The sequence below is a fragment of the Alteromonas lipotrueae genome (genome assembly GCF_019249215.1).
Lineage (GTDB): Bacteria > Pseudomonadota > Gammaproteobacteria > Enterobacterales > Alteromonadaceae > Alteromonas > Alteromonas lipotrueae.
On the sequence record NZ_JAESDI010000006.1, the window covers coordinates 144,771 to 168,757 of the forward strand.

General features: G+C 43.8%; 21 protein-coding genes and 1 tRNA gene. 14 read left to right on the plus strand and 8 right to left on the minus strand.

Going from position 1 to position 23,987, the window contains the following annotated elements:
• Positions 1–81 precede the first annotated feature (81 nt).
• Positions 82–912 carry a class I SAM-dependent methyltransferase gene (locus tag JKP82_RS08480; protein WP_218396644.1) on the plus strand — a complete coding sequence of 277 codons (831 nt, stop codon included), beginning with the start codon at positions 82–84 and terminating at the stop codon, positions 910–912.
• 413 nt (positions 913–1,325) lie between these two features.
• Here JKP82_RS08480 and metG read toward each other — a convergent pair whose 3' ends face one another.
• Positions 1,326–3,353: a methionine--tRNA ligase gene (gene metG, locus JKP82_RS08485; protein WP_218396646.1), complete on the minus strand. Its 2,028-nt coding sequence runs from the start codon at positions 3,351–3,353 to the stop codon at positions 1,326–1,328.
• A 106-nt stretch (positions 3,354–3,459) separates the two neighbouring features.
• On the opposite strand from metG, the gene apbC reads away from it, so the two are divergent.
• The 4 genes from apbC (at position 3,460) to JKP82_RS08505 (ending at position 7,066) form a co-directional block, all read left to right on the plus strand.
• A complete protein-coding gene (gene apbC, locus JKP82_RS08490; protein ID WP_218396648.1) occupies positions 3,460–4,632 on the plus strand; it encodes an iron-sulfur cluster carrier protein ApbC in 1,173 nt (390 codons plus the stop codon).
• A 146-nt stretch (positions 4,633–4,778) separates the two neighbouring features.
• Positions 4,779–5,375 (plus strand): dCTP deaminase, encoded by a 597-nt coding sequence (dcd, locus tag JKP82_RS08495; protein ID WP_057791038.1) that lies wholly within the window; start codon positions 4,779–4,781, stop codon positions 5,373–5,375.
• A gap of 73 nt (positions 5,376–5,448) precedes the next feature.
• Positions 5,449–6,858, plus strand: coding sequence for an SLC13 family permease (locus JKP82_RS08500; protein ID WP_218396650.1), 1,410 nt, complete (start codon positions 5,449–5,451; stop codon positions 6,856–6,858).
• 131 nt (positions 6,859–6,989) lie between these two features.
• Positions 6,990–7,066 (plus strand) — tRNA-Pro (locus tag JKP82_RS08505).
• 101 nt (positions 7,067–7,167) lie between these two features.
• On the opposite strand, the gene JKP82_RS08510 is transcribed toward JKP82_RS08505, so the two are convergent.
• Positions 7,168–7,653, minus strand: a complete 486-nt coding sequence (locus JKP82_RS08510; protein WP_218396652.1) for a hypothetical protein — start codon at positions 7,651–7,653, stop codon at positions 7,168–7,170.
• A 3-nt stretch (positions 7,654–7,656) separates the two neighbouring features.
• Positions 7,657–7,989: a PadR family transcriptional regulator gene (locus JKP82_RS08515; protein ID WP_218396654.1), complete on the minus strand. Its 333-nt coding sequence runs from the start codon at positions 7,987–7,989 to the stop codon at positions 7,657–7,659.
• Between the two features lie 280 nt (positions 7,990–8,269).
• Here JKP82_RS08515 and JKP82_RS08520 point away from each other — a divergent pair, with 280 nt between their 5' ends.
• The 3 genes from JKP82_RS08520 to JKP82_RS08530 all read left to right on the plus strand — a co-directional run bounded on the left by JKP82_RS08520 (position 8,270) and on the right by JKP82_RS08530 (position 10,258).
• A complete protein-coding gene (locus JKP82_RS08520; protein WP_218396656.1) occupies positions 8,270–9,214 on the plus strand; it encodes an SPFH domain-containing protein in 945 nt (314 codons plus the stop codon).
• Positions 9,215–9,216: 2 nt separating this feature from the next.
• Entirely contained in the window at positions 9,217–9,666 is a 450-nt protein-coding gene (locus tag JKP82_RS08525; RefSeq protein WP_218396658.1) for an NfeD family protein, read from the plus strand.
• A gap of 454 nt (positions 9,667–10,120) precedes the next feature.
• Entirely contained in the window at positions 10,121–10,258 is a 138-nt protein-coding gene (locus tag JKP82_RS08530; protein ID WP_167347523.1) for a hypothetical protein, read from the plus strand.
• Between the two features lie 194 nt (positions 10,259–10,452).
• Here JKP82_RS08530 and JKP82_RS08535 read toward each other — a convergent pair whose 3' ends face one another.
• From JKP82_RS08535 to JKP82_RS08550, 4 genes are all read right to left on the minus strand, one after another.
• The gene (locus JKP82_RS08535) at positions 10,453–11,955 is read right to left on the minus strand and encodes a catalase (RefSeq protein ID WP_218396661.1); all 1,503 of its coding nucleotides are present in this window, start codon (positions 11,953–11,955) and stop codon (positions 10,453–10,455) included.
• Positions 11,956–12,143: 188 nt separating this feature from the next.
• Positions 12,144–12,440, minus strand: a complete 297-nt coding sequence (locus JKP82_RS08540) for a hypothetical protein (protein ID WP_218396662.1) — start codon at positions 12,438–12,440, stop codon at positions 12,144–12,146.
• An 88-nt stretch (positions 12,441–12,528) separates the two neighbouring features.
• Positions 12,529–14,043 (minus strand): metallophosphoesterase family protein, encoded by a 1,515-nt coding sequence (locus JKP82_RS08545; RefSeq protein WP_220099890.1) that lies wholly within the window; start codon positions 14,041–14,043, stop codon positions 12,529–12,531.
• Between the two features lie 96 nt (positions 14,044–14,139).
• The gene (locus JKP82_RS08550; RefSeq protein WP_159531749.1) at positions 14,140–14,571 is read right to left on the minus strand and encodes a hypothetical protein; all 432 of its coding nucleotides are present in this window, start codon (positions 14,569–14,571) and stop codon (positions 14,140–14,142) included.
• A gap of 563 nt (positions 14,572–15,134) precedes the next feature.
• Between JKP82_RS08550 and JKP82_RS08555 the strand changes: the two genes are divergently transcribed.
• The 6 genes from JKP82_RS08555 to JKP82_RS08580 all read left to right on the plus strand — a co-directional run bounded on the left by JKP82_RS08555 (position 15,135) and on the right by JKP82_RS08580 (position 22,471).
• On the plus strand, positions 15,135–15,674 hold the full coding sequence (locus JKP82_RS08555; RefSeq protein ID WP_159531747.1) for a hypothetical protein: 540 nt from the start codon (positions 15,135–15,137) through the stop codon (positions 15,672–15,674).
• 3 nt (positions 15,675–15,677) lie between these two features.
• Positions 15,678–17,687, plus strand: coding sequence for an alpha/beta hydrolase family protein (locus JKP82_RS08560; protein ID WP_159531745.1), 2,010 nt, complete (start codon positions 15,678–15,680; stop codon positions 17,685–17,687).
• A gap of 209 nt (positions 17,688–17,896) precedes the next feature.
• Complete coding sequence (locus JKP82_RS08565; protein WP_218396665.1) at positions 17,897–19,036, plus strand: FAD-dependent oxidoreductase; 1,140 nt, start codon at positions 17,897–17,899, stop codon at positions 19,034–19,036.
• Between the two features lie 121 nt (positions 19,037–19,157).
• The gene (locus JKP82_RS08570; protein ID WP_159531741.1) at positions 19,158–20,213 is read left to right on the plus strand and encodes an MBL fold metallo-hydrolase; all 1,056 of its coding nucleotides are present in this window, start codon (positions 19,158–19,160) and stop codon (positions 20,211–20,213) included.
• 100 nt (positions 20,214–20,313) lie between these two features.
• Positions 20,314–21,495 carry an MFS transporter TsgA gene (gene tsgA / locus JKP82_RS08575; protein WP_218396666.1) on the plus strand — a complete coding sequence of 394 codons (1,182 nt, stop codon included), beginning with the start codon at positions 20,314–20,316 and terminating at the stop codon, positions 21,493–21,495.
• Between the two features lie 10 nt (positions 21,496–21,505).
• Entirely contained in the window at positions 21,506–22,471 is a 966-nt protein-coding gene (locus tag JKP82_RS08580) for a nucleoside hydrolase (RefSeq protein ID WP_159531737.1), read from the plus strand.
• Between the two features lie 20 nt (positions 22,472–22,491).
• Here JKP82_RS08580 and JKP82_RS08585 read toward each other — a convergent pair whose 3' ends face one another.
• Positions 22,492–23,901 (minus strand): 8-oxoguanine deaminase, encoded by a 1,410-nt coding sequence (locus JKP82_RS08585; RefSeq protein WP_218396668.1) that lies wholly within the window; start codon positions 23,899–23,901, stop codon positions 22,492–22,494.
• Between the last annotated feature and the right edge of the window lie 86 nt (positions 23,902–23,987).

A 23,987-nucleotide genomic window follows, 5' to 3' on the forward strand; every position in this document is an offset into this window, starting at 1 on the left:
CACCTGCTTGTGTAGGTATAATTATGCGATACTATAAGAACTTGTTGTACACAGAGCAACCTTAAGGCACGCTTAGCATCTATGAGATCAGCATTTCGCTCCCAAGCACCCCGTTATCCTGAAGACTGGACCGACTTTCCAGCAGGAGAGCAAATTAAGCAAGCCATCACGCAAGTGTGCGACGACTACACCCAACGCATTTTTGGGTATCACTTCGTGAAACTCGGCAGTTTAAGTGCTCAAATTCCTTTGGTGAAAAGCCCAATACGTAACATTGTTAGCCAAGTGCCATTTAGTGCGATGCATTTAGAGCGTGATGAGATAAGTGAAAGTGCGAGTAATAGTGATGGGCGGATAGAAAGCGTTGATAGTTCAGCAAGCCCCAAAATAGTAGGACAGTCACATCAGCTGCCATTTTCTGAAAACAGCATAGATGGCTTTTTACTAGCCAATGAATTGGACTTTGCGCAAGACCCTCACGAAATTTTACGGGAAGTAGACAGAGTTATTACTCAAAGTGGTTACGTTATTATTAGCGGGTTCAACCCGCTGAGTTTAGCCGGCATCGCCAAGTACTTACCGGTCAAGCGCGACAATAAACTGCATGACGCTCGTTTTTTTACCTCATATCGCATTAAAGATTGGTTGCAGCTGTTGGGCTTTGAAATTGTAGAACAGCGCCAAATTATGTTTTCTACTTTGTTTTTTGAACAGCGGTGGGATTATGCGAAAAACATTCAGCAATACCTTTCCACTTATTTCCCATGGTGTAGTGCCGTTTACGTAATATTGGCCAGAAAGCGGGTAATGCCTATGACGGCTATTCGCCCGAAACTTCAACTAAAACGTCAGTTCTCTCCTGTTGGTGCCGCGAGCGCCAGAACCTCTTCCTATAATAAAGCCAAAAGCTGAGACACCCACAGTTTTAGTCTAAGCCGAAACATGGACACCCACGATATTTCTGGGTGCTTAAACGTGGACACCCACGTTAATTTGGAATATTAATCAGTGGATGTCCATTTTTTGATTGGGGTTAAAACATGGATGCCCACCTTTATCACCGATTTGACGAGAGCCAAAAACAAGACACCCACAATTCGCCTTGGCAATATAAAAGTGAGTGTCCGCAATAGAACTGGGGTTTTAAAAGTGGGTGTCCATGTTTTTAGTGGGCGTTAAAACATGGATGTCCACTTTTAAACTAGGCAGAGAAACAAGAAAATCTACATCATTTTCCCCACAAACAAAAAAGCCGCGTTGAGACTATCAACACGGCTTTCAAATTTTCTAGCGGTTCGTTTACCTAAAAAGTCAGCAACCCAATATTACTTAACGCGCATACCAGGCAATGCACCTTCGTGTGGCTCTAAGATATAAAGCTCATCACCCCCCGGGCCGGCAGCTAAAACCATGCCTTCAGACATACCAAAGCGCATCTTACGCGGTGCTAGGTTAGCCACCATTACGGTATGCTTTCCAATTAACGCTTCAGGTGAGTAGGCAGACTTAATACCGGCAAATACCTGCTTTGTTTCGCCGCCCAAATCTAGTTCTAAACGTAAAAGTTTATCGGCCTTTTCAACATGCTCAGCGTTGGCGATACGTGCAATACGTAAATCTACTTTAGCGAAGTCATCGAACGAGATTGTCTCGCTGATAGGATCTTTACCTAACGGGCTGTCTGGGCTAACCGCTGGCTTTGTTGGTTCTAGGTTTTCTTTTGAATCATCAACCATGGCGTCTACTTTCTCCATTTCTACACGTTGCATCATTGGCTTAAACTTGTTGATAGCGTGGCCCGTTAGCACGGTTTCAAGAGACGACCACGTAAACTCATCGTTCAAGAAGCCTTCCGCTTTTTCTGCCAATACTGGAAGCACAGGTTTTAAGTAAATGACCAACAGGCGGAACATATTAATACCCAACGAGCATACATCGTGAGTGAATTGCTGTTTGGTTTCGTCTTTAATAGTTACCCAAGGGGCGTTGGTATCAATGAACTGGTTGGCTTTATCGGCCAATGTCATGATTTCACGTATCGCTTGATGGTAACGACGGCGCTCGAATAAATCGGCAATAGTGTCGGCTGCATTTTGGAACTCGGCAATAAGCTCTGGCTCTAACACGTTGTCAGACAATTTGCCGTCAAAACGCTTAGTAATAAAGCTGGCACACCGGCTAGCAATGTTTACTACCTTACCTACTAAGTCTGAATTCACTTTTTGAGCGAAATCGGTAAAGTTTAAGTCGATATCTGTCACGCTATCGCCAAGCTTAGACGCAAAGTAATAACGTAAGTACTCTGGGTTTAAGTGGTCAAGATAAGTGCGCCCTTTAATAAAGGTGCCGCGAGACTTAGACATTTTCGCCCCATTCACCGTAACAAAACCGTGAATATTTACACCAGTAGGCTTACGGTAACCCGCACCTTCTAGCATCGCAGGCCAAAAAAGGCAGTGGAAGTAGGTAATGTCTTTACCGATAAAGTGGTAAAGCTCAGCGTCTGAATCGGCTTTCCAGAAATCGTCGAATTCCAAGTTGTTTTGGTCGCAGAAGTTTTTAAAGCTGGCCATGTAGCCAACGGGGGCATCTACCCATACATAGAAAAACTTATTCGGCGCTCCTGGAATTTCAAACCCAAAGTAAGGTGCATCGCGGCTAATATCCCACTGCTGCAAGCCTTCGGTAAACCACTCTTGAAGCTTGTTGGCCATTTCTTCTTGCAGGGCACCCGAGCGGATCCAGCCTTTAAGCATGTCTTCAAACTTAGGTAAGTCGAAAAAGAAATGTTCAGATTCTTTCAATACCGGCGTAGCACCCGATACCACACTGCGAGGGTTTTTAACCTCAGTAGGGCTGTAGGTTGCGCCGCACACATCACAGCTATCGCCGTTTTGATCTTCAGCACCACAGCTAGGGCAGGTACCCTTAACGAAGCGGTCTGGCAAAAACATTTCTTTTTGCGGATCGTATAATTGATTAATCGTACGCTTGCTAATGTAACCGGCGTTATCTAAACGAGTGTAAATTTCTTCACACAACGCCTTGTTTTCAGGCGAATGGGTTACATAGTAGTTGTCGTACTCTACGTGAAAATCGAGCAGGTCTTGGTGATGCTCTGCACGAGTTCTGGCCACCATTTCTTCTGGTGTAATACCCAGTTCCTGCGCTTTAAGCATAACAGGTGTACCGTGTGCATCATCGGCACAAACACTGTAACATTCGTTTCCACGCAGACGCTGAAACCGTGTCCAGATATCGGTTTGAATGTGTTCAAGCAAGTGGCCTAAGTGAATAGAGCCATTGGCGTAGGGCAACGCACTGGTTACCAGAATGCGGCGATTTTCAGACATAATAACGTATAGATTCTTCGCGTTTCAAAATGGCTGCAAATACTAGCGGAAATCCGCGTTTTTTGCATTACGAAATTCACAAAATACCCCGTAGACAGGATAATTTATGTTCTTTTCCCGTAAAGCTAAGCCACTCATCGACAGAGTTGCGGCTATTTTAGCCAGCTATTTCAGTATTGAAGCCGACATTACCGCACAATGGTGTGCAGATAAGTTAGGTTCAGAGCAAGCCATTGGTGACAAAAAAGCTGGTAGCGAAAAAGCTGACAACAAGAAAGCTGATCACGAAACTCCTTCCAACACATTCACCATCAACTTACCGTTTTGTTATAAAACTCAGCAAGCAACAATTAAAGCTTACGTGCTAGAAGCACTAAAAGGCGAGCTTTCCGAGCAGCAACTCATCGTTAGCCAAAACATAGCGTCGGGCGAAACTAAAAACACTGCCGTAAATAATATTAAAAATATTATTGCCGTGGCATCAGGCAAAGGCGGGGTAGGGAAGTCGACCACAAGTATTAATTTGGCCTTTGCACTTATGCAAGAAGGGGCAAGTGTAGGCATTTTAGATGCTGACATTTACGGCCCATCTGTGCCTATTATGTTGGGCAATACGGATGCACACCCTCATAGTAGTGATAACAAACACATGCAGCCGTTAAGCGCCCATGGATTGGTGGCAAACTCTATCGGCTACCTAGTGCCACAAGAAGACGCAGCAGTATGGCGCGGCCCAATGGCGAGTAGGGCATTAAAACAGCTTATTGACGAAACCTTGTGGCCAGTGCTCGACTACTTAATTGTAGACATGCCACCGGGTACTGGCGACATTCAGCTTACTATGGCACAACAAGTGCCGCTAACTGCTGCGGTAGTAGTAACCACACCCCAAGACTTAGCTTTAGCCGATGCCCAAAAAGGCATTAGCATGTTCGAAAAAGTGAGTGTGCCAGTATTGGGGCTGGTTGAAAACATGAGTTATTACCAATGTCGCGCCTGTGGCACCAAAGACTATGTGTTTTCAAAAGATGGCGGCGAAATCTTAGCTGAGCGACATGGCTTGCCACTACTAGGCCAATTACCACTCGATATCACCGTGCGCGAACACGCCGATGCGGGTACGCCACTGTTGGTAAGTGCACCTGAGAGCCCATTAAGTGAAAGCTACCGCGAAGCCGCTAGAGCGTTGTCGATGCAATTAGCGTTAACCGTTGTGCCCAGAACGCAGCAAAGCAAGCATATTAAAGGCGACCCCATTGGCGTTAACAGTAAGCTGTAAATGATAAATTTAAACAGAAATTAGTCACTTTTAACCGTCTCAGTTATTAATTTTGGTATTTAAAGTAAATAGAGCTTATAGCCAGTTGATTGGCGAGTGCTACATACGCATAATACCGCACACTTTATAGTAAGGACTTACCGCTTATGCGCCTTTGCGATCGCGATATATACGAACATTTAAAAGCTGGGAAAATAAAAATAGACCCAACTCCCGACTACGAAGAAATTAGTGGGGTGACGGTAGATATTCGCCTAGGTAATAAATTTCGCGTATTTGAAGATCATCAAGCACCTTACATCGATTTAAGCGGCCCTAAAGCGCAGGTACAAGAAGCGCTAGACCATGTAATGAGTGATGAAATTGAATTACCTGAAGGCAAAGCATTTTTCTTGCACCCAGGCGAGCTTGCACTGGCAATCACTCACGAATCTGTGACGCTGCCAGATTATATTGTAGGTTGGTTAGATGGGCGTTCATCGCTAGCACGATTAGGCCTGATGGTACATGTAACCGCACACAGAATCGATCCAGGTTGGTCTGGCAATATTGTGCTGGAATTCTACAACAGCGGAAAATTGCCGTTAGCTCTTCGCCCCAAGATGAAAATTGGAGCGTTAAGCTTTGAAGTGTTATCGAACCCCGCCGAAAAGCCATACAATGCCCGCGTAGATGCCAAATACAAGGGGCAAGACGGCGCAGTCGCCAGCCGTATATCGTCAGACGATAAAAACAGCGCCTAAACTCTACGGCGCAAAAACTCTATAAAGCAAAACATGTAACAAAACATGAAGTAAAGTATAAAAAGGATGCGCAGTGAGTGCCAATAAGCCGTTCGACAAAAGCTCGTTTATTATTCTTGTTGCCCTTCTTACTTCGCTTGCGCTTGGCTCAGGAATATACTTTTCAGATCTAAGTGCTGATATTGCACTTACCGCAGGCATTACCTTGTTTGTGGCTATATTATGGGTAACGGAAGCGCTGCCCATACCAGCCACTTCACTTATCCCGTTTGCACTATTTCCTCTTGCCGGGGTATTGACCCATGCCGAAGCGGCTTCATCGCTAGGTAGCCACGTTATTATCTTGCTAATGGCGGCGTTCATGCTATCGAAAGGGTTAGAGAAAGCTAACCTACATCAACGGTTCGCTATTTATATGCTACGAGTCACTGGGGCGGGAAGCCCGCTAAAGCTAATATTAAGTTTTATGCTGACCACCGCTATTTTAAGCATGTGGATAAGTAACACAGCCACCATTTTAATGATGCTACCTATGGCCATGGCCATTATTAATGCTATGGAAAACCCACGATTTGGTGTAGCCCTTATTTTAGGTATTGCTTATGCCGCAAGTCTAGGCGGCGTGGGCACGCCCATTGGCACGCCGCCCAATATTATTTTTATGAGCGTTTATGAAGAAACGCAAGGGCATGAATACAGCTTTATTGAGTGGATGAAAACTGGGGTGCCCATTGTACTGGTCTCTATTCCGCTAATGGCGTTGTGGCTAGCACGGGGATTGACGCAAGTGGGTAACATTGCTTTACCTCAACTAGGCAAATGGACAGTGGCCGAAAAGCGCGTTTTGGCGATATTCGGCACCGTCGCCATGGCATGGGTATTCAGGCCGTTCTGGAGTGCGTGGTTAGGTATTACCACTATTAGCGATAGCACCATTGCGGTAGCCGGTGTTGTGGCCATGTTTATGACCAATAACGGTGAAACAACGCCTGCCACTGAAACGCGCAAAGGCCAACACGACAAATTACTCGACTGGAAAACCGCCAATAATATTCCTTGGGGCATGTTGTTATTGTTCGCTGGTGGTATTTGTATTGCTAAAGCGTTTAAATCATCGGGCTTGAGCGTGCTAATGGGGGAGTGGCTTACCGGGCTTTCAACCCTACCGGTAATTTTCCTTATTCTGGGTATCTGTTTATTTGTAACCTTCTTGACCGAAATTACATCGAATACTGCCACAGCCACTCTGCTTATGCCTATATTAGCGGCAGCAGGCTTTGCGGTAGGCGTAGATCCTAAACTACTAATGATACCCGCCGCTATTAGCGCTAGTTGTGCGTTTATGCTGCCAGTAGCTACGGCGCCAAACGCAATTGCTTATTCCACCGAGAAGTTTGATATAAAAACCATGGCACGAGAGGGCATAGTGCTTAACGTAATTGTCGCCGTAGTGGTAACCGGTGTATGTTATTTAACGTTATAAAAACGGCGTTGTGCACCAAAATTTGCAGTATTATTTTACAAACTGATTAGCAATTAAGCGCTTAACCAAGGATTTGTGTAATTGTCGTTGCATTGTGACTAAAAATAAGTAGACTTATCGGCTCTTTCGGTCGGTGTGTGGCGCAGCTTGGTAGCGCACTGTCATGGGGTGTCAGGGGTCGGAGGTTCAAATCCTCTCACACCGACCAACTTCTCTGCTCCCCGCAGTATACATGACCAAATCATATCTATTTATTCAAGTACACCAAAATCACGTTAAGTCCACGCCAGAACCAATTGTCCTAAAGAATTAAGACATTTTTCGTTCAACGAAGCGCTTTAAACAAGCCCATTCTTTTTTTGCTGAAGCCTTAGTACCATCAAGAGTCATGAAGCTGGCAAACCAACCTAGTGTTAAAATCATCAGTACAGCTCCATTCGTGTCTTTATCATCAACAACTAAAGCCATAGCAAGCATTACGCTGGCCCATATTATCGCATGACCGAGCACTAATGGTGAATCTGACGAGGAATTGCCTTCAATTTTATTTATTACTCGACATATTCTTTGAATAATTTTGGCTCGGCCAGAAGACGCCCCCATCTCTGCTTCGGGGTAGCCCAATTCACTGGTCGCTTTTTCGAAAGCGAGCTGTTCATTGGTACCTGAATTTACATCTTGTTCGATAATGCAATATAAGTGGTCTTTCAATTCATCAACTTTATCTGCATCCCAAATGTTGTGAGAGACAACCTTATTACACCAATTCTCAACAGCGTTATCGAGATCAAACATGCGTTATTCTCCTTTAAAAGACATAAGTAAAGTGTATAGCTGATGCCACTGCTCTTGCATCTTAATTAATTCTTTGCGGCCTTCATCCTGCAAGGTGTAATACTTTCGCTTTCTACCCGTGTCGGCCTTACCCCAATAGGATTCAATGAAGTCGTTTTTCTCCATGCGATGTAAAATGGGATATAGCATTCCATCTGCCCATTCAAGCAAACCGTTTGAATGCTCTTTTACCTGCTGAATAATTTCGTAACCATAACTGTCACCATTCTTCAAAATAGAGAGTATTAACGGCGTTGCCGAAGCCGCGACTAAGTCTTTTGCAATTATTGAAGCCATAGCGTCTCTTTGCATAGGAGTGTTAGGTATAACTTACATAATACTTCTATGTATGGCAATGGTTGTTTTTTGAGCGGGAGCTAAGCTGTTAAAACGCAGGAGAAAATAGCTGTGTTAAGTAAGTATGTATTTGATTACCCGCTAGCGGTGGGTGTCCAATGATTGCCGCGCTCACTAGTCAATTGAAACGTTCCCTCACAATTTAACTGCTTTTAGTGTTTAATTATTGTGATATAAACACTAATTGAAGCCATTGTATTAATCGTTCAGGAGTACGTAAATGGAATTAGACACCTTACTAGGATACGTTTTTTCGTATCAAATCATCTTACTTGTGCTAATTGTTATTACCCTTAAATCGTCAATAAAATTTGTACCTCAAAACCGTGCGTACATCATTGAGCGCTTTGGTAAATACAACACCACCTTGGAAGCCGGCCTTAACTTTATTGTTCCGTTTATTGATAAGGTTGCTGCAAACCGCTCTTTAAAAGAGCAGGCGGGCGACGTTCCAGAGCAATCTGCCATCACTAAAGACAACATCACTCTAAGTGTTGATGGTGTGTTGTATTTCAAAGTGGTAGACCCTTACAAAGCCACTTACGGTGTGGAAGATTATACGTTTGCGGTAACGCAGTTGGCGCAAACCACCATGCGCTCTGAACTTGGAAAAATGGAATTGGACAAAACCTTCGAAGAGCGAGACTTATTGAATACTAATATTGTGTCTGCGCTTAACGAAGCCGCTGCGCCATGGGGCGTTCAGGTATTGCGTTACGAGCTAAAAGATATTAACCCACCGAATTCAGTGCTAGATGCGATGGAACAGCAAATGAAGGCGGAACGATTAAAACGCGCCCAGATTTTAGAATCTGAAGGTGATCGTCAAGCAGCGATTAACCGCGCCGAAGGTGATAAGCAAGCCATCGTTCTTGCCGCTGAAGCCGATAGAGAAGAGCAAATACTAAAAGCTGACGGTGAAGCGCAAGCGATTATTCGTGTTGCTCAAGCAGATGCAGAAGCCATTGAAACCGTGGGTAAAGCGGCCGCAACCCAAGAAGGGCAAAAAGCGGTGCAGCTTGAGCTGGCGAAAGGCGCTATTCAGGCGAAAGAGAAAATTGCAAAAGAGTCTTCCATTGTGTTGCTGCCTGAAAGTGGAACAGAAATAGGTAATGTTGTGGCGCAAGCAATGACGATTGCGAACACAATAGGTAAGAAGGCGTAGCCATGGACAATATGTTTACCAACTTACCGCATTTTTTAATTGGCATAGGCTTATTGTTGCTAATTATCGAAGTATTAATGGGTTTCACCACAATACTTCTGTTGACGTTGGGCATCGCAATGATGCTGGTGTCAGGTCTTATGTATATTAGAATACTTGATGAGGCGTTGTTAGATGCGTTTATTGCCATTGCGATTATTGATGCAATCCTTACATTAGTGCTCTGGCGTCCATTGAAGCTACTTCAAAAAGATCGCGCTCCTAAAGAGGTAAAGTCAGACTGGATAGGAACACAGTTCGATTTAGAAAGTGACGTGGCTCCTGGGGCGCCCGGTACCGCGCGATTTTCTGGCGTGGTATGGACAGTTAAATCTTCATCGGCCATAAAAAAGGGCGCAACGGCAGAAGTGGTGAAAGTGGAAGTAGGCGTTCTACACGTTCAGCCGGTTTAACAAAAAACCAAAAGGGTCAGAGTTAATTCACCATTTCAAAGTACTCTGATCCTCTTATCCCTTTACCGTTTTCCTCCTTCACGCTTTCCCTCTCATCAAATACTGGCGGTGGGTATCCACAAAATCTCCAATTTGCTTGTAGCTCGCTGTGGGTGTCCATAAAGTTAGATGTCCGTAAAATTATTGTGGGTGTCCATAAATCCCCTCTCAAATATTAACTCGATTTCCACATCTTTATTTGCGAGTTTGGTGTAAAATACGGTTATCACACATGAGGTGTTGTTCTAGCTTATTTGTGCGAAGGCATCTGAGTATATCTAAGTATAAAGGGTGCGCTTATTTCTAATCTTTCCATCTTTTTTGAACGGTGCAGGAAGTTGAACCGCTACACATCTATTCACGTTGAAAGCTAGAACCGCTGTAATATTGAACATACAAAACATGAGATTTATAAATGACAAAATTTGATGACAGAGTTAAAGAAATAGTGGCTAAACACCCTAACTTAACGCAAGAAGAAGCGATTAAAATTGTAACCGACAAGAACGAGCGAAAGAAAAAGAAAAGAGCGGAACGTTCTGATAAGAAATAGCCCGTTTAAAACCTAGCGATAAAAGTGGGTGTCATAGCTATAAAATATTAGGCATTGTGTAGTTCAACTCCCACGCATCTTTAAGTTTCGTTCTTATCTAATTTGAATATCAATAAAAAGCCCCAAACACTTCGTGTTTGGGGCTTTTGTGTAGCTATTTAAAATAACGTTAATTCAAACGTTACCGATTGAAATTAGTTATCTTCAATCGGCGTATTTTCGGTGATAGGCACAGTATTAACGTCGGTATCCAAGGTTTCTACCGCGTGCTTCACACCCGCAGCATAATCTGGATGTACTTTTTCTAACACGGCATACCAGCGCTCTTTTACGCTATCTGAGCATGGGCCCATCGCCGCCGCGTAGTTTTTATACATACGCTCTTTTTGTGCGTCATCGAACATCTCATAAAGTTTACGAGGTTGAACGTAATCAACATCCGCATCTTCTTGATGATATCTGTCTGCATCGCCGTCTATGCGAAGTGGCGGCTCTTTAACCGAGAAATCTGCCACAGGGCCTTCGTGTTGGTTTGGCTCGTAATACGCATCTGGATTGCCAAAATCATTGGTAAAGAAGCGCATTGCACCGTCTTTATGATAGTGGTTCACCTTGCTGTTTTTAGGCGCGTTAGCGGGTAACGCTTCATAATGCGTACCTAACCGGTATCTGTGTGCATCAGCATACGAAAAGATACGAGCTTGCAACATTTTGTCAGGGCTGAAACCAATGCCAGGTACAACGTTGGATGGGCTGAATGCCGCATTTTCAATCATTTGGAAATAGTTTTCAGGGTTTTGATTCATTTCCAGCTCGCCTACTTGAATAAGCGGGTAATCATCATGCGGCCACACTTTCGTTAAGTCGAAAGGGTTAAAAGCTTGCTTACCCGCATCTACTTCAGGCATAGCCTGAATGTACATGGTCCATTTAGGGAAGTTCCCTTCATCTATGGCGCTATACAGTTCTTCTTGATATTTCTCACGGGTACTACCAATAATTTGCTCAGAGGTTTCATTGGTGTAATTCTTAATGCCTTGCTGTGTTTTGAAATGGAATTTCACCCAATGGCGTTTGCCGTCTTTGTTCCACATGCTGAAAGTATGGCTTCCATAACCATTCATATGCATAGGCGATACGGGTATACCTCTATCAGACATCAGAATAGTCACTTGGTGTACACTTTCTGGCTGGCCTGCCCAGAAGTCAAACATCGCTTCTGGAGAGCGAAGGTTGGTTTTCGGGTGGCGTTTTTGGGTGCGAATAAAATCAGGGAATTTGTAGCCATCACGAACGAAGAACACCGGGGTATTGTTACCTACCATGTCCCAGTTGCCTTGTTCGGTATAAAACTTCAGGCTGAAACCACGCACATCGCGCTCGGTGTCAGCCGCGCCAGATTCGCCTGCTACGGTTGACCACCTGCTTAGCACTTCAGTTTGCTTGCCTACATGTGAAAAAATATCAGCGCAAGAATAGTCAGTAATATCATGGGTAACCGTGAAAGTACCTTGAGCTCCCCAGCCTTTAGCGTGAACAACGCGCTCTGGAATACGCTCTCGGTTTTGGTGAGCTAGTTTTTCTAGCAATTGATAATCTTGAAGAAGAGCGGGGCCGCGTGCTCCTGCCGTTTTAGTTGTTTCATTACTCGCAACTGGCGCACCAGCTGACGTTGTTAGTTGGGGTTTTTTAGCCATTGTAAATATCCTTCAGGGCTTTGAATAAAGCCAGTTTCCGTTGCAATCATGGTCGCTCGACCGTGGGCTTATTATTGCTACGGCACAATGCGTGAAAGAGTTTAGAAATGATTACGCAGGTGAAAGAATAAAATCAGAAGCGGGTGGGGAAGTTTACTTACTCTTTGTTCATTGACGGCTCTATAAGGTTAACAATCTGCCTCTACAATAGATGTCAGTATGGTATTAATAATATCTGGAAGTGGTTCACCGATAACTTGCTCGGCAGCTAACGACACTTTGTAATTGGCACTTTGCCCCTGCATAACCAGGGCTGCATTTATATCGTCAGATAAATAGGGCTGTACAAGAGTTTGAACGTCCGACCAAGCGATATCTTTACATTCCACGACAACCTTGTGTGATTGTCGTGCTTGCTTGGGGTCAAAAGCGTAGCTGTTTACTGAAAGTGCTGTCAGTATTAATGCAAATGCAACGTACTTCATTGCTGGTGCCTTATAAAGGTAATTAGGAGCGTAGTGAAAAGTTACACTATTGCGGCAAGCAATAGCCAGTAGTAATAACGTTTTTTGTTCAGTTTAAGGCAATCGTAAAAGGCGCTTTAAATTGGGGTTTTGGCTTCCCGTCTGCATCCGTTTTCCTAATTAACCATGCTTGAACAGTCATGTTCACTTTGCCGTCTATTTTGTTAAAACCAATTGTCATCATGTGTTCATTCGTTTTCTCCCGCCAGTAAGAAGAAAACCATCGGCCTTTCGTTGTGGTGAGTTTGTATGGCTTATCATAATAGTCAACGTCACTATCTGGCCAATTTACATCTAGCTTGGCTTTCGGGTCGGGAAATTTCTCGGGGCAATAGCTTGGCTTAGATGAGGCAACAGAGTTTACCCCAGTAAGGTTCGATGTTGGCGATGCAACGACTTCAATGAGTTTAATGCCCTGTGTACCAATATCTACCGAGCATATACGGCCAAAGTGCACATCGCCCGCCAGTACAACAATGTCATGGCTGGCAGTAGCAAGGGCATTTAAAAGCGCGGTGTATTGTTTTTTAAAGCTTAGTAAATTGCGTTCTAGTTTATTTTCTTGGGTGACTAAAACCTGTGGAATGACCAATACCCCAGGCATTGTAAGCGTGGTTATCCATTCAATGAGCTCAGCAAATCCCGCTTTGTTGATAAACTGGGTTTTTGACCGCGAAGAGCGTAAATCAGCGATGCAAAAAGACAAATCGTTACCAATGGTGAAGGTTTCAACCAGCGCTTTCGTTTGCTGAATGCGCTTAACACCATCTTCAGATGCGCCTTTCCACGCGGCACGAATTTTAGGGATTTTCAACATGTATAGGGTAGGTACTATGCCATCATAAAACGGGTAATCATTCCAATATTCGTGGTCGTCCGGTAGCATCCATGTGCCGCCACGAGAAAGCATGCTTCCTAGTGCTTGCCAATGCTTGGCGTAGTCATCGGCAATTCTAAGTCTTACTTCGTTGGTTAGCGGGGAAAGAGAGTCAGCGCCAATATCTAAGTAAACTTGGTCGCCTACCATGAACTTTATGTCGGGTTTAAACACCTTATCATTGTTTGCGTACAGCGTTTTGAAGGCTTGGGCAGTTTGGCCATAGTCTTTGTGCTCATAGAAGCAGCTGCTTAAAGAAACCGTAAAAGCGTTTGCCTCGCTGGTGGGAAGTGCTAAAGGTAAGGTGCTGAAATAAGCTGTTTTTAACAGAAGCCAATCGCCTGCGTAATCCAGTGCATCGTCCTCTAATTGTTGAAAAAAAACCACTTTGTATTCTTGATTTGACTGCAAGTTATCCAGCGTTAAAAGCGTATAAAATCGCTTGCTGACACGGCGAAAAGGGCGTTGCCATTGGTCTAGGGTAATATCTACTCGGCTTATTTCGGTATTATTTATATATACAATTATACGGCTAAGCGCCGGTTTTCTTAAATAAGGGAATAAAGTGCCCGTCCAAATTTCAGCACTGTGTTCAGAAACCTTATGAGGCACTAGGCTCCAAACCGATGTGTCTGAAAAAAGATCGGGTATCTCGTTCTCAATACTGCTCCGATTGACTATTTCCATATGAAGCCCACGTGAGTTAGTGGTAAATTGACAGTAATGGGTTAGTGTCGTTGTCGTGTTAACACCTCGATTGCGGCTTTGGGTTATACGTGCAATCTAGTCATCCATTTGTTCTCTTATTTCTGCCGACTTTTTGGCCTTGGCGTAAAAGCTGAATTTTTCTCTTAGCTCGGGATGCTCCATGATTAGTTGCTCCATGTGAGCATTTGCGGCTTCTTTAGTGTTGGTAGTTAAAAAAAGTATATCGTCAGAATTTGGCGCGCTGCTCAATCTGATTGAGCCATTATTCGTACTGCCATTATTGATATCGTTTTGCGTTCGATTGAACATTGCGTGCTTGAAGAACATGGGTTCACATACATTTCGCTTGATGTTCGAACCAATTGGTTTTTCTGCTCTGCAAACCATTCTAAATTTTTCAATTGTATTAAGTTGATTAAATAAGTCGTAGAAATCAACTTTAGCCTGTTCAGCTATTTGGCCCCACTTTGCTGCAGAAAATTGACCTATAATTTGAATAACTTCCATGTCTTCTTGGCTGCTTGTTTGTGTGTTTTTAGCCGAGGCTACGTGTGAAAGTAAAACAAGGGGGATTATTAACATCATCCTAATTTTCATTAATATTCTCTCGTCAAATATGTTTTTTTCAATTTGTTGTGAATAGAATAAAGGTTAAATGTTTGTTCGAATTTTGTTCAATTTAAAACGTAGCAAACTTTCTCTGATTTAACAATATGCTGTTGGGGCGGTGAACAGGGAAAAGGAAATTGCCTGTCGCCAAGCTTGTGGCCTGTCGCAAAGCCAAGAGTGTGATCGCGAACAATTTCCAAACATTTTACTGCGAGTTAATAAGCTTGAAAGGCCGATTAAACTATTCGTTAAGGTAATGATGTGCAATTGAAATTGGGTTATACAGATACGAGTGAATTAACGTTAAACGTCGTGCTTGATAGTCGTGTAGACAAAAGTATAGTGCCTAAACATGCGCGGGGCTGAAATTTAATTTTCCACAAAACGCCGTTGATAATCCTTCTCTGGTTGAGTAAAGTGTCTGGCAAAATAATTACAAAAAAATCAAAGGAATGAACTGCGTGAAAGCTGTATTAATAGCAATATTTGCCTTATTTTCGGCTGAGGTATTTTCAGAAATAGAACCCCTTGGACCTGATGAAGGATACGTTGCCATTGCACTGTATTCTAAGGGCTATTCAGAAAGCATTGTTTTAAAAGGCAGCGGCTTCGGGAACAAACTTACTTTTGGGCCGTTAAATTACTCCCAACATATCGAAGTCATAAAAATGCCAGCCGGTACGTATTCGTGGACCGAAGTATACGAACGTACGGGTTCCAGAAAAAAAGGTAACTTACTAAAAGTTTATTACGATTTATCTGACGATAATTTGACCTTTTCCGTTAAGCCTGGCGTGTTGAACTACACAGGCTTATTGATGATTGAAAAGTTGGGTAGCCGACTTCAGGTACGACAGCTAAACAGAGCGTCAATTATTCTCAAAATTCTAGAGCAAGATCACCCTGGTTACATAGGGAGTTTCGATGTAGTAAACGGTCTTTATCCAAACGATCACTATATCGACTTTTATCTCACTCATGCATTAAAAGAGGGGGAGTAATATATGTCACATCTTAAAATTATACTTTTGGTAATGTTTTCAAGCTTAGTGTTTATTTGTGCTCCTGTTCAGGCTGTAGATAAGGAAGCCAATGGTGAAGATATAAGCGACTTTTTCAAAGCATCTAAGTACAAGTTATTTTCCATAAACCCTTCAGGCACCGCCGTGGCATTTATCGAGCCTAAAGCAGCCACTTACGACCTTATTATTTATGATTTGAAACGGGGCACTATGGACGACCCAATAACGTTCGAGCGCCAGCAACTTCAAGTACAGCACCAAAACAAGATAATGAGTTGGGAAACTCATTATAATAAAATTCATGAATTAAAGTGGCTCTCAGATAGCTTTCTTTCACTTAAGCAACATTCTAACGGCCGTTTTCACCGTTATGTGCTCGTTGAGTTCGCAGATAGAAGTCAGCAGCCTAATCCGGCTTTTAGACTTTCTTATATTTCGCAGGAAGGTTATTGGGTAGATACATTACCTAATCAGGCACACAAGGCTATTTTCGCCCGTTATGAATACTCTGATGATTACGATTATTACATCAACTTATTTAAGCTAGATCTCACTAAAAAGATTTCTGAGTCTAATTTTCGTAGAAAGCTACGACTCAATAAAACGGGGCCAAAACTGCACAACTGGGTGTTCGACAGCAAAGGTTGGCGATTGGCTGGAACCAGAACCGTTGATGAAGTCACTGAACTGTTTGCAAGAACGGGAAGCAAACCCAAGAAATACCGTTACAAAGCAGTGTGGAAGAGCAATGAAGGCGATGTTTTAAAAGTCGTTGGCGGTAATGCAGACAAATTGCTTTTACTCACCAATCACAACAGCGATAAAATCAATTTACGTGCCTTCGATATTGAATCTCAACAGTTTACTGAGGTTGTTTTTGAGCACCCCTCTTACGATTTAACTGCTGCCATTAGGCACCCTGAGACGAAAGATATCATCGGTGTATCTTTTATTGAAAAAGGCATGGCGAAGCAGGTCTATTTTTCTGATGGCTACAACGCGCTAACATCTCGGCTTAGTAAATCAAGTCAAACGGAGGGGGTTTATGCGGTAGATATGGATAAGTCGGGGAACAATATTATTTTCGTGGCTGACGACAGCGCAAATCCTGGGCAAACCTATTACTACAACCGCACCACTGACAGTTTTAGCCACCTTATTGATTTGTACCCTTGGCTTGCCAAAAAGTCCCTCAGTAAAACAAAGCTATTGCGCTTAGAAGCTGAAGACGGAGTATCGCTAGAAGCATTCCTAACCCTTCCAAATAGCGAAAACCCTCCATTGGTGGTTATTCCCCATGGTGGCCCCATAGGCGTGAGTGACTCGCGTCATTATTCAGGTAACATACAAGTGTTGGTTGATGCAGGCTTTGCTACACTTCAGGTTAACTACAGAGGTTCTTCAGGGTATGGAAAGGCCTTTAAGCAACAGGGGCTTCAGCAATGGGGGCGCCTTATTGAAGATGATATTGAGCAAGCTCTCGCTTACACCAAAGAAAATTACGAGGTAAACCCAAACCAGGTCTGTATTGTAGGGGGCAGCTATGGCGGCTACTCAGCCTTGTACAGTGTTATTCGTTCCCCGCAGCTTTATAAGTGTGCAGCGTCTTTCGCAGGGGTTACTGATCTCGCTTTGCGATTCCAACGAAGTGATGCCAAAAGCGATGACATGATGCGGGCACTTACAGAAATAATGGGTGATCCCAAAACTCAGCAAGATGAGCTATTTAAATATTCACCATTGTATCAATTCAAAGATATAACAAAGCCCGTTTTTATTGCCCATGGTACAGACGACAATACGGTTGATATTGAGCATTCTTATCGATTACATTTTGCGTTAAAAGACCATGGTATAAAACACGATTGGATGGTGATGGATGACGTGGGCCACGGCTTTATAAATCCTGATGATGCGGGGTTGTATTACAATGCACTCATTGAGTTTCTTAATACGCATCTTGAAGAAGAACAAACCAATATTAATCACTAAGCATCTACCCGAGCTTGAGCACGGGTTATCGTTATCAAGATAACCCGTGTTTTTCAGCGGTTTCACATTAGCCTTTTCTACTTCATTTTTTTCCATTTTAAATCAATGCCCTTGGCAAGTGTTTTGCTTTCTTTCGTTTTAATTTGCAATATAAACCGAGTGTCTTGCAGTAAAGTCGGATATAACCAAAAACACATTGAGGAATGGGCATGGTGAACAACAAACTCAAACGCCGAGAGTTTATACAAGGTATTGGCGCAGGAACGTTAGCAGCATCACTTGCAGCGTGCGCTACATCAGCAACTAAAACCTCAACAAACCACGTGTTTCAGCGCCCATTTTCTCGTAGGCCCATGGTGGCGCCTAAAATTTCTGCCAATAATATCGTTACCGAAATAGTGGGGCATCGTCCTTATAGACCTGAAGGCTTTGTGGTAAAAAGCGAAGCATTCGGGAATAAAACATTGGTGCACAATTACGGGCATGGTGGTGGGGGGATTTCCCTATCATGGGGCTCTTCGGCACTGGCAGTGAATGAAGTTGCTAATTTTGAAACTAAAGAAGCAGCTATTATCGGTAGCGGGGTGATGGGGTTAACCACAGCCCGTTTGCTGCAAGAAGCGGGTTGGAAGGTGACTTTGTACACTAAATCTATGCCGCGCTTTACTACTTCACAAGTAGCAGGTGGAGAATGGGGGCCATATAGTGTGCACGACCCATTAATATCTAGCAGCACGTTTAAAACCCAATTGCAGCAAGCAGCAAAAATAGCACACAGCACCTTTGCGAAGATGGTGGGGAAGGACTACGGCATTCAATGGAAAGAGTTATATACCGCCGGAAACACAAAGCCTGATAGTGAAGGGCTTTTTCGGCGATACTACCCTTATACACAAGTGTATGGGCCTGAGCAGCACCCATTTCCAACCGATTACTGCATTTCATCTGCCACTATGCTGGTGGAAACCACCACCTTTTTAAGGCGCTTAGTAACTGATATTCGATTATCGGGTGGTGAGTTTGTGATACGTGAATTTACCAGCCAAGACGATATACACTCATTAGCTGAGCCAATTGTATTCAACTGCACAGGTTTAGGCTCAAGAGCGTTGTTTAACGATGAAGGTATTATGCCAGCTAAAGGACAGTTGGTGTTGTTACCGCCAGACCCCGCCGTCGATTACCTTACGGTAGGTGGCGGTTCTGACGTTTTGTATATGTTCTCTAGAAACGACTATATGATATTAGGCGGAACCTTTAAACTGAACGATTGGACTACCGAACCCGATCCTATCGAGACGGCAAGGATCATCAGCGAAAGCCAAGCTTTCTTCTCTTCTATTACTTAACAATAACCGTTAGCAAGCGCGTATGCGAGACTTGATATAGAGAATTGATATCGAGAAGATAAACAGAAATATGCTGTTTAAAATGACTCGCTAAAATTAAACATCTAAATTTGGAAAATACGTGAAATTCATAAGTACTTTACTGCTTATTTTGATAGTAAGTGGCTGTCAGGCTCATCAAAACGCGCAAGAACACAGTCAAAAACAAAAGCAAGCTCAGCAAGACATTCAATCATCAATAAATACTATTTCACCGGCTTTTGAACTTATTACCTTAGGTGACACGGGCGGTATTGAAGATGGAAACCTAAGTTCGTTTTTATTGCGCAGCGTAGAAGATGAGAACTTTATTAGCTTAGACGCAGGCTCTTTAGTGAACGGCATTAACGTGGCGCTTGAAAACAAAGCTTTTGATAGCTTAACTACCACACCAGACCCTTCGTTAAACCCAAACGGTAATATTCTGCATCATCATGTTAAAGCTTACTTACTTAGCCATGGTCACCTCGATCACGTCGTTGGACTTTTAATTGCATCCCCTGATGACAGCAGTAAGCCTATTTATGCGCTTTCGTCGGTAAATCAAACCATGAGCGATACTTATTTTAACTGGCAGGCATGGGCCAATTTCACCAACCGTGGTATCGCGCCAATGTTAAATAAGTACGAGGTTATCGACTTAACGCCTCAGAAAACGGTAGAAATTAAAGACACAGCACTTAGCGTTACGGCGTTTAGTTTAAGCCATCCATTAGAGTCCACCGCATTTGTGATTGAGCATAATAACGATATGTTTGTGTATTTTGGTGATACCGGGCCTGATGAAGTAGAAAAGCAAGGAAAGCTAGATGCAGTGTGGCGTTATCTCGCAAAGCAAATGCAGCATAAAACCCTTCGCGGTATTTCCATTGAAGTCTCGTTCGACAACACACGGCCTGATAATCTGTTATTTGGCCACCTTACGCCTAAATGGTTGATGCAAGAACTCACAACGTTTCATGCATTGGTAGAAGACAAAGAACAACTTAGCAATATGAAGGTTATCATCAGCCACATAAAATACAGCTTAAAGCGAGGCACAGATCCGCGAGCAGTTATTGCACAGGAATTAGAAAGTGCTAATGCACTAGGCTTTAACTTTATATTAGCGAAACAAGGGCAAGTGCTAGCGTTATAAAATGATTTTTTGACTAAATGGTCAATATTTTTATGGAGAGCATTGTTGTTTCAGTTCTAACTCGGTATAAAAGAGTATTACTAGCACCTAGGTCTAAGAATTGAATCGACTTTTACTTACCGCAATAGGGTTCATTAGCTACATGATAATGTCGGGTTTACTCACCCAAATTGGCGTTATTTTGAATGCGGTATCGTCTTCGCTAAATGCCACGCCAGCGGCAACCGTCGGCGTGTTTTCATGGCTAACTGGTGGCGCACTGTGCGGTACATTCGCATCACTATTCTTGTACGCTCGCCATTCGCTAAAGCAAGTACTTATAGCTAATTACACGCTATTTTTGGCGATCATGCTGGTATTGGTCGTCGTGGCGCCTACTTCCTATTGGCCGCTTGCAATAGTGCTTTGGGGGCTTGGTGTAGGCTGTGGTTGTGGGCTTGCTGGTGGGGCAGTCATTTTATCCAAGATTTATCATGAAGCAAAAAGAGCTTCGGCATTTTTAGCCACCGACTGCGCGTTCAGTGCTGCGGGGTTTATCTTTCCTTCTTTAGCTGCCGTAATCATTGCCGCGCAAGTAGATTGGGTTTATAGCTTTGGGGTTGTGGGGGCGTTGGCACTAGTACTTTGGGCAACCTTATTTTTTGTTCGCTTTCCTGCCACTGAGGCAGACGATACTAACGCGGCATCGGCATTGTCACAATTTAAACGGGTATTAACCCCTAGGGTGTGTTTAATTGCCGTGGGCGTTTGTACTTATTTAATGGCCCAAACTACTTTTCTTACTTGGTCTCCAAATTACTTACAACACACGTTCGGGGTAAGCGAAAAAATATCGGCGCAGGCCGTTGGGAATTATTGGGGTATGTCTATTTTCGGATTAATTACCGCAGCTATTTTTGTGAATAAAATTCCGCAGCGCTCGTTATTGATGTTGGTAACCGTGTTAGCAAGCCTGATCACTTTCACATTTATGTTAGCTTCCTCTGCGGAGTGGTTTCTCTTAACCAGTTACCTATTTGGGTTAACCACTACCTGCATATATAAAATTGCGATATCTGTTGGTTCTCAGCAGCTAACTTCAGCGCCCGCTGTGCTCGTCACCTTTTTATTATTCAGTGGCAACGTAGGCAGTACAATTGCACCCATGTTATCTGGTTGGGTGGTGCAGCTATTTGGCGTACAAAGCGCGATTATTATGACATGGGTTGGCTACACCTTTGTGGCGCTTGTGTTTGGTTTTTGTTTATTTTTGGAAAAACGTGAGCTGCGTGCCCACGCGTAAGGAATTAAAAATGGAAAAGATTATTTTTGATACCGATCCAGGTATTGATGACGCTATGGCGATTTTGTTTGCACAGGCAAGCGCCGATATTGATTTGGTGGCCATTACTACAGGCTTCGGTAATGCGAATATCGACACCGCCACGCGTAATGCCTTGTACCTTAAAAAGCGCTTTAATTTAAGCGCAGATGTGGCCCGTGGTGCAAAAGAACCATTAGTCATTCCGGTAGACGAGCCTGCCGATTTTGTACATGGCGATAACGGCTTGGGCAACGTCGATATTGATGAAACCGACTTACCAAGTGAAGTGTCACTTGCCGCTCACGATTATATTATCGAGAAGGTGAAAGCAAACCCCGGTGAAATCACGTTAGTAGCCGTTGGCCGTATGACTAACTTAGCGCTGGCACTTCGAAAATGTCCTGAGATTATTAATTTAGTGAAGCGTGTGGTGATCATGGGCGGTGCATTTGGTTACCATGGTAATACAGGAAACGTGAGCCCCTTTGCTGAAGCCAATATTATTGGCGACCCTCATGCCGCCGACGAAGTCCTTACCGCTGACTGGTCGGTAACCGCAGTGGGGCTTGATGTCACTAAAAAGGTGATAATGAGTAACGACTACTTAGCAAGCCTTGCTGAGTGTTCGCCTAAATATGGGTCTTTCATTTATGATATCACTCGCTTTTATGCCAATTTCCATCAAGAAACAGACCAAGTTGATGGCATATACGTGCACGATTCATCAGCGATTATGCAGGTGATTGCGCCACAATTGTTTGAAACGGTAGAGGGGCCAATTCGTGTGATCACAGAAGGGCCTGCCATAGGTCATACTATGCAAAAAACGGTAGCAAAGCGTTTCCCTATCGACGAGTGGGCCAATTATCCTGCGCAATCGGTTTGTTCAGATGTGGATGTAGATGCCTATTTGGCCAAGTATAAAGATATACTTAGCCAAGCGGCTTTTGACTAACGGGTTGCTAAGTTACTAAATTAACTGACAAGTTTCGCCGCCACTGCACGGTGGCGCGCCATTAGCGTTTGGGTATCTAACCCAATAATTTGCCCTGCTTTTACCCGCCATTTTCCGCCAATCATTACCTGTTCGGCTTTATCTGCTCCGCATAACAATAGTGCAGATATAGGGTCGTGACTGCCACTAAAACGCAGCTCATCGAGTTTGAAAAAGGCAAGGTCGGCTTGTTTGCCCACGGCAATTTCGCCTATGTCACAGCGGCCTATAAGCGATGCAGAACCCTTAGTCGCCCAGCCTAGAATTAACTCTGGGGTGATTTTTGCTGCACCATACTTTAAGCGCTGTAAGTAAAGTGCTTGGCGGGCTTCGTACATCATATTCGATGCATCGTTAGAGGCTGAACCATCTACACCCAAGCCAATGGGGGCACCCGCTTCAATCAGTTCAAGGGTAGGGCACATGCCGGAGGCTAAGCGCATGTTTGAAACCGGACAATGCGTTATGCCTGTGCCCGCTGCGCCCAAGCGGCGAATTTCATCTTTGTTAAAATGAATACCATGAGCCAACCATGTTCTATCGCTTAACCAGCCCACACTTTCTAAGTAATCGACGGTGCGCATGCCAAACATCTTCAAACAGAAGTCTTCTTCATCTAAGGTTTCAGCGAGATGAGTATGCAAACGTACATCTTCGTCTATTGCCATTTGCGCGCTGTCGGCCATAATTTCCCTAGTAACCGAAAACGGAGAGCAGGGCGCTAGAGCTATTTGCATCCACGCGCCGTCACCACGTTCATGGTAGGTGTCTATTAGCCGTTGGCTGTCTTTTAGTATTGCATCACCACTTTGCACCGTGTGCCTAGGGGGCAGTCCACCTTCATCTTCACCCAAGCTCATGGAGCCTCGAGTAAGAAGGGCGCGCATGCCCATACGCTTTACCGAGTCTACTTGCACATCTATGGCATCTTCCATACCGGTTGGGAACAAATAGTGATGATCGGTCGTGGTAGTACATCCAGACAGCAACAATTCAGCTAACGCCACATCGCAGGCTAGCGACAACGCATCGGGGGTAAGCTTTGCCCAAACTGGGTATAAGGTTTTAAGCCATGGAAATAGCGGCTGATTGACCACAGGCGCCCATGCGCGGGTGAGGGTTTGGTAAAAGTGGTGGTGAGTATTAATAAGCCCCGGAAGCATAACCAATTGAGAGGCATCTTCTGTTGCATCGATAGGCGTTACTGGTGTTTTTCCCGCCCCTACAAGCTCAACAATTTTATTGTCTTGCACCACAATGCCGCCTGCAGCATCGAGCTCGTTGCCGGTGAAAACGGCTTGCGGGTTTTTAATCCAAAGTGATTTAGATTTAGATGAAGGTTTAACTTGAGGCTTATCTTGAGGCTTAAATAAGGACGACAATTCAGACATAACTTGGCTCCATAAAATAATAAAATTAAAGATGCCAGCTCAGTTATGCCCTGTCTGCTGATCCAGGGAGCGTTTGTTTTACAAGT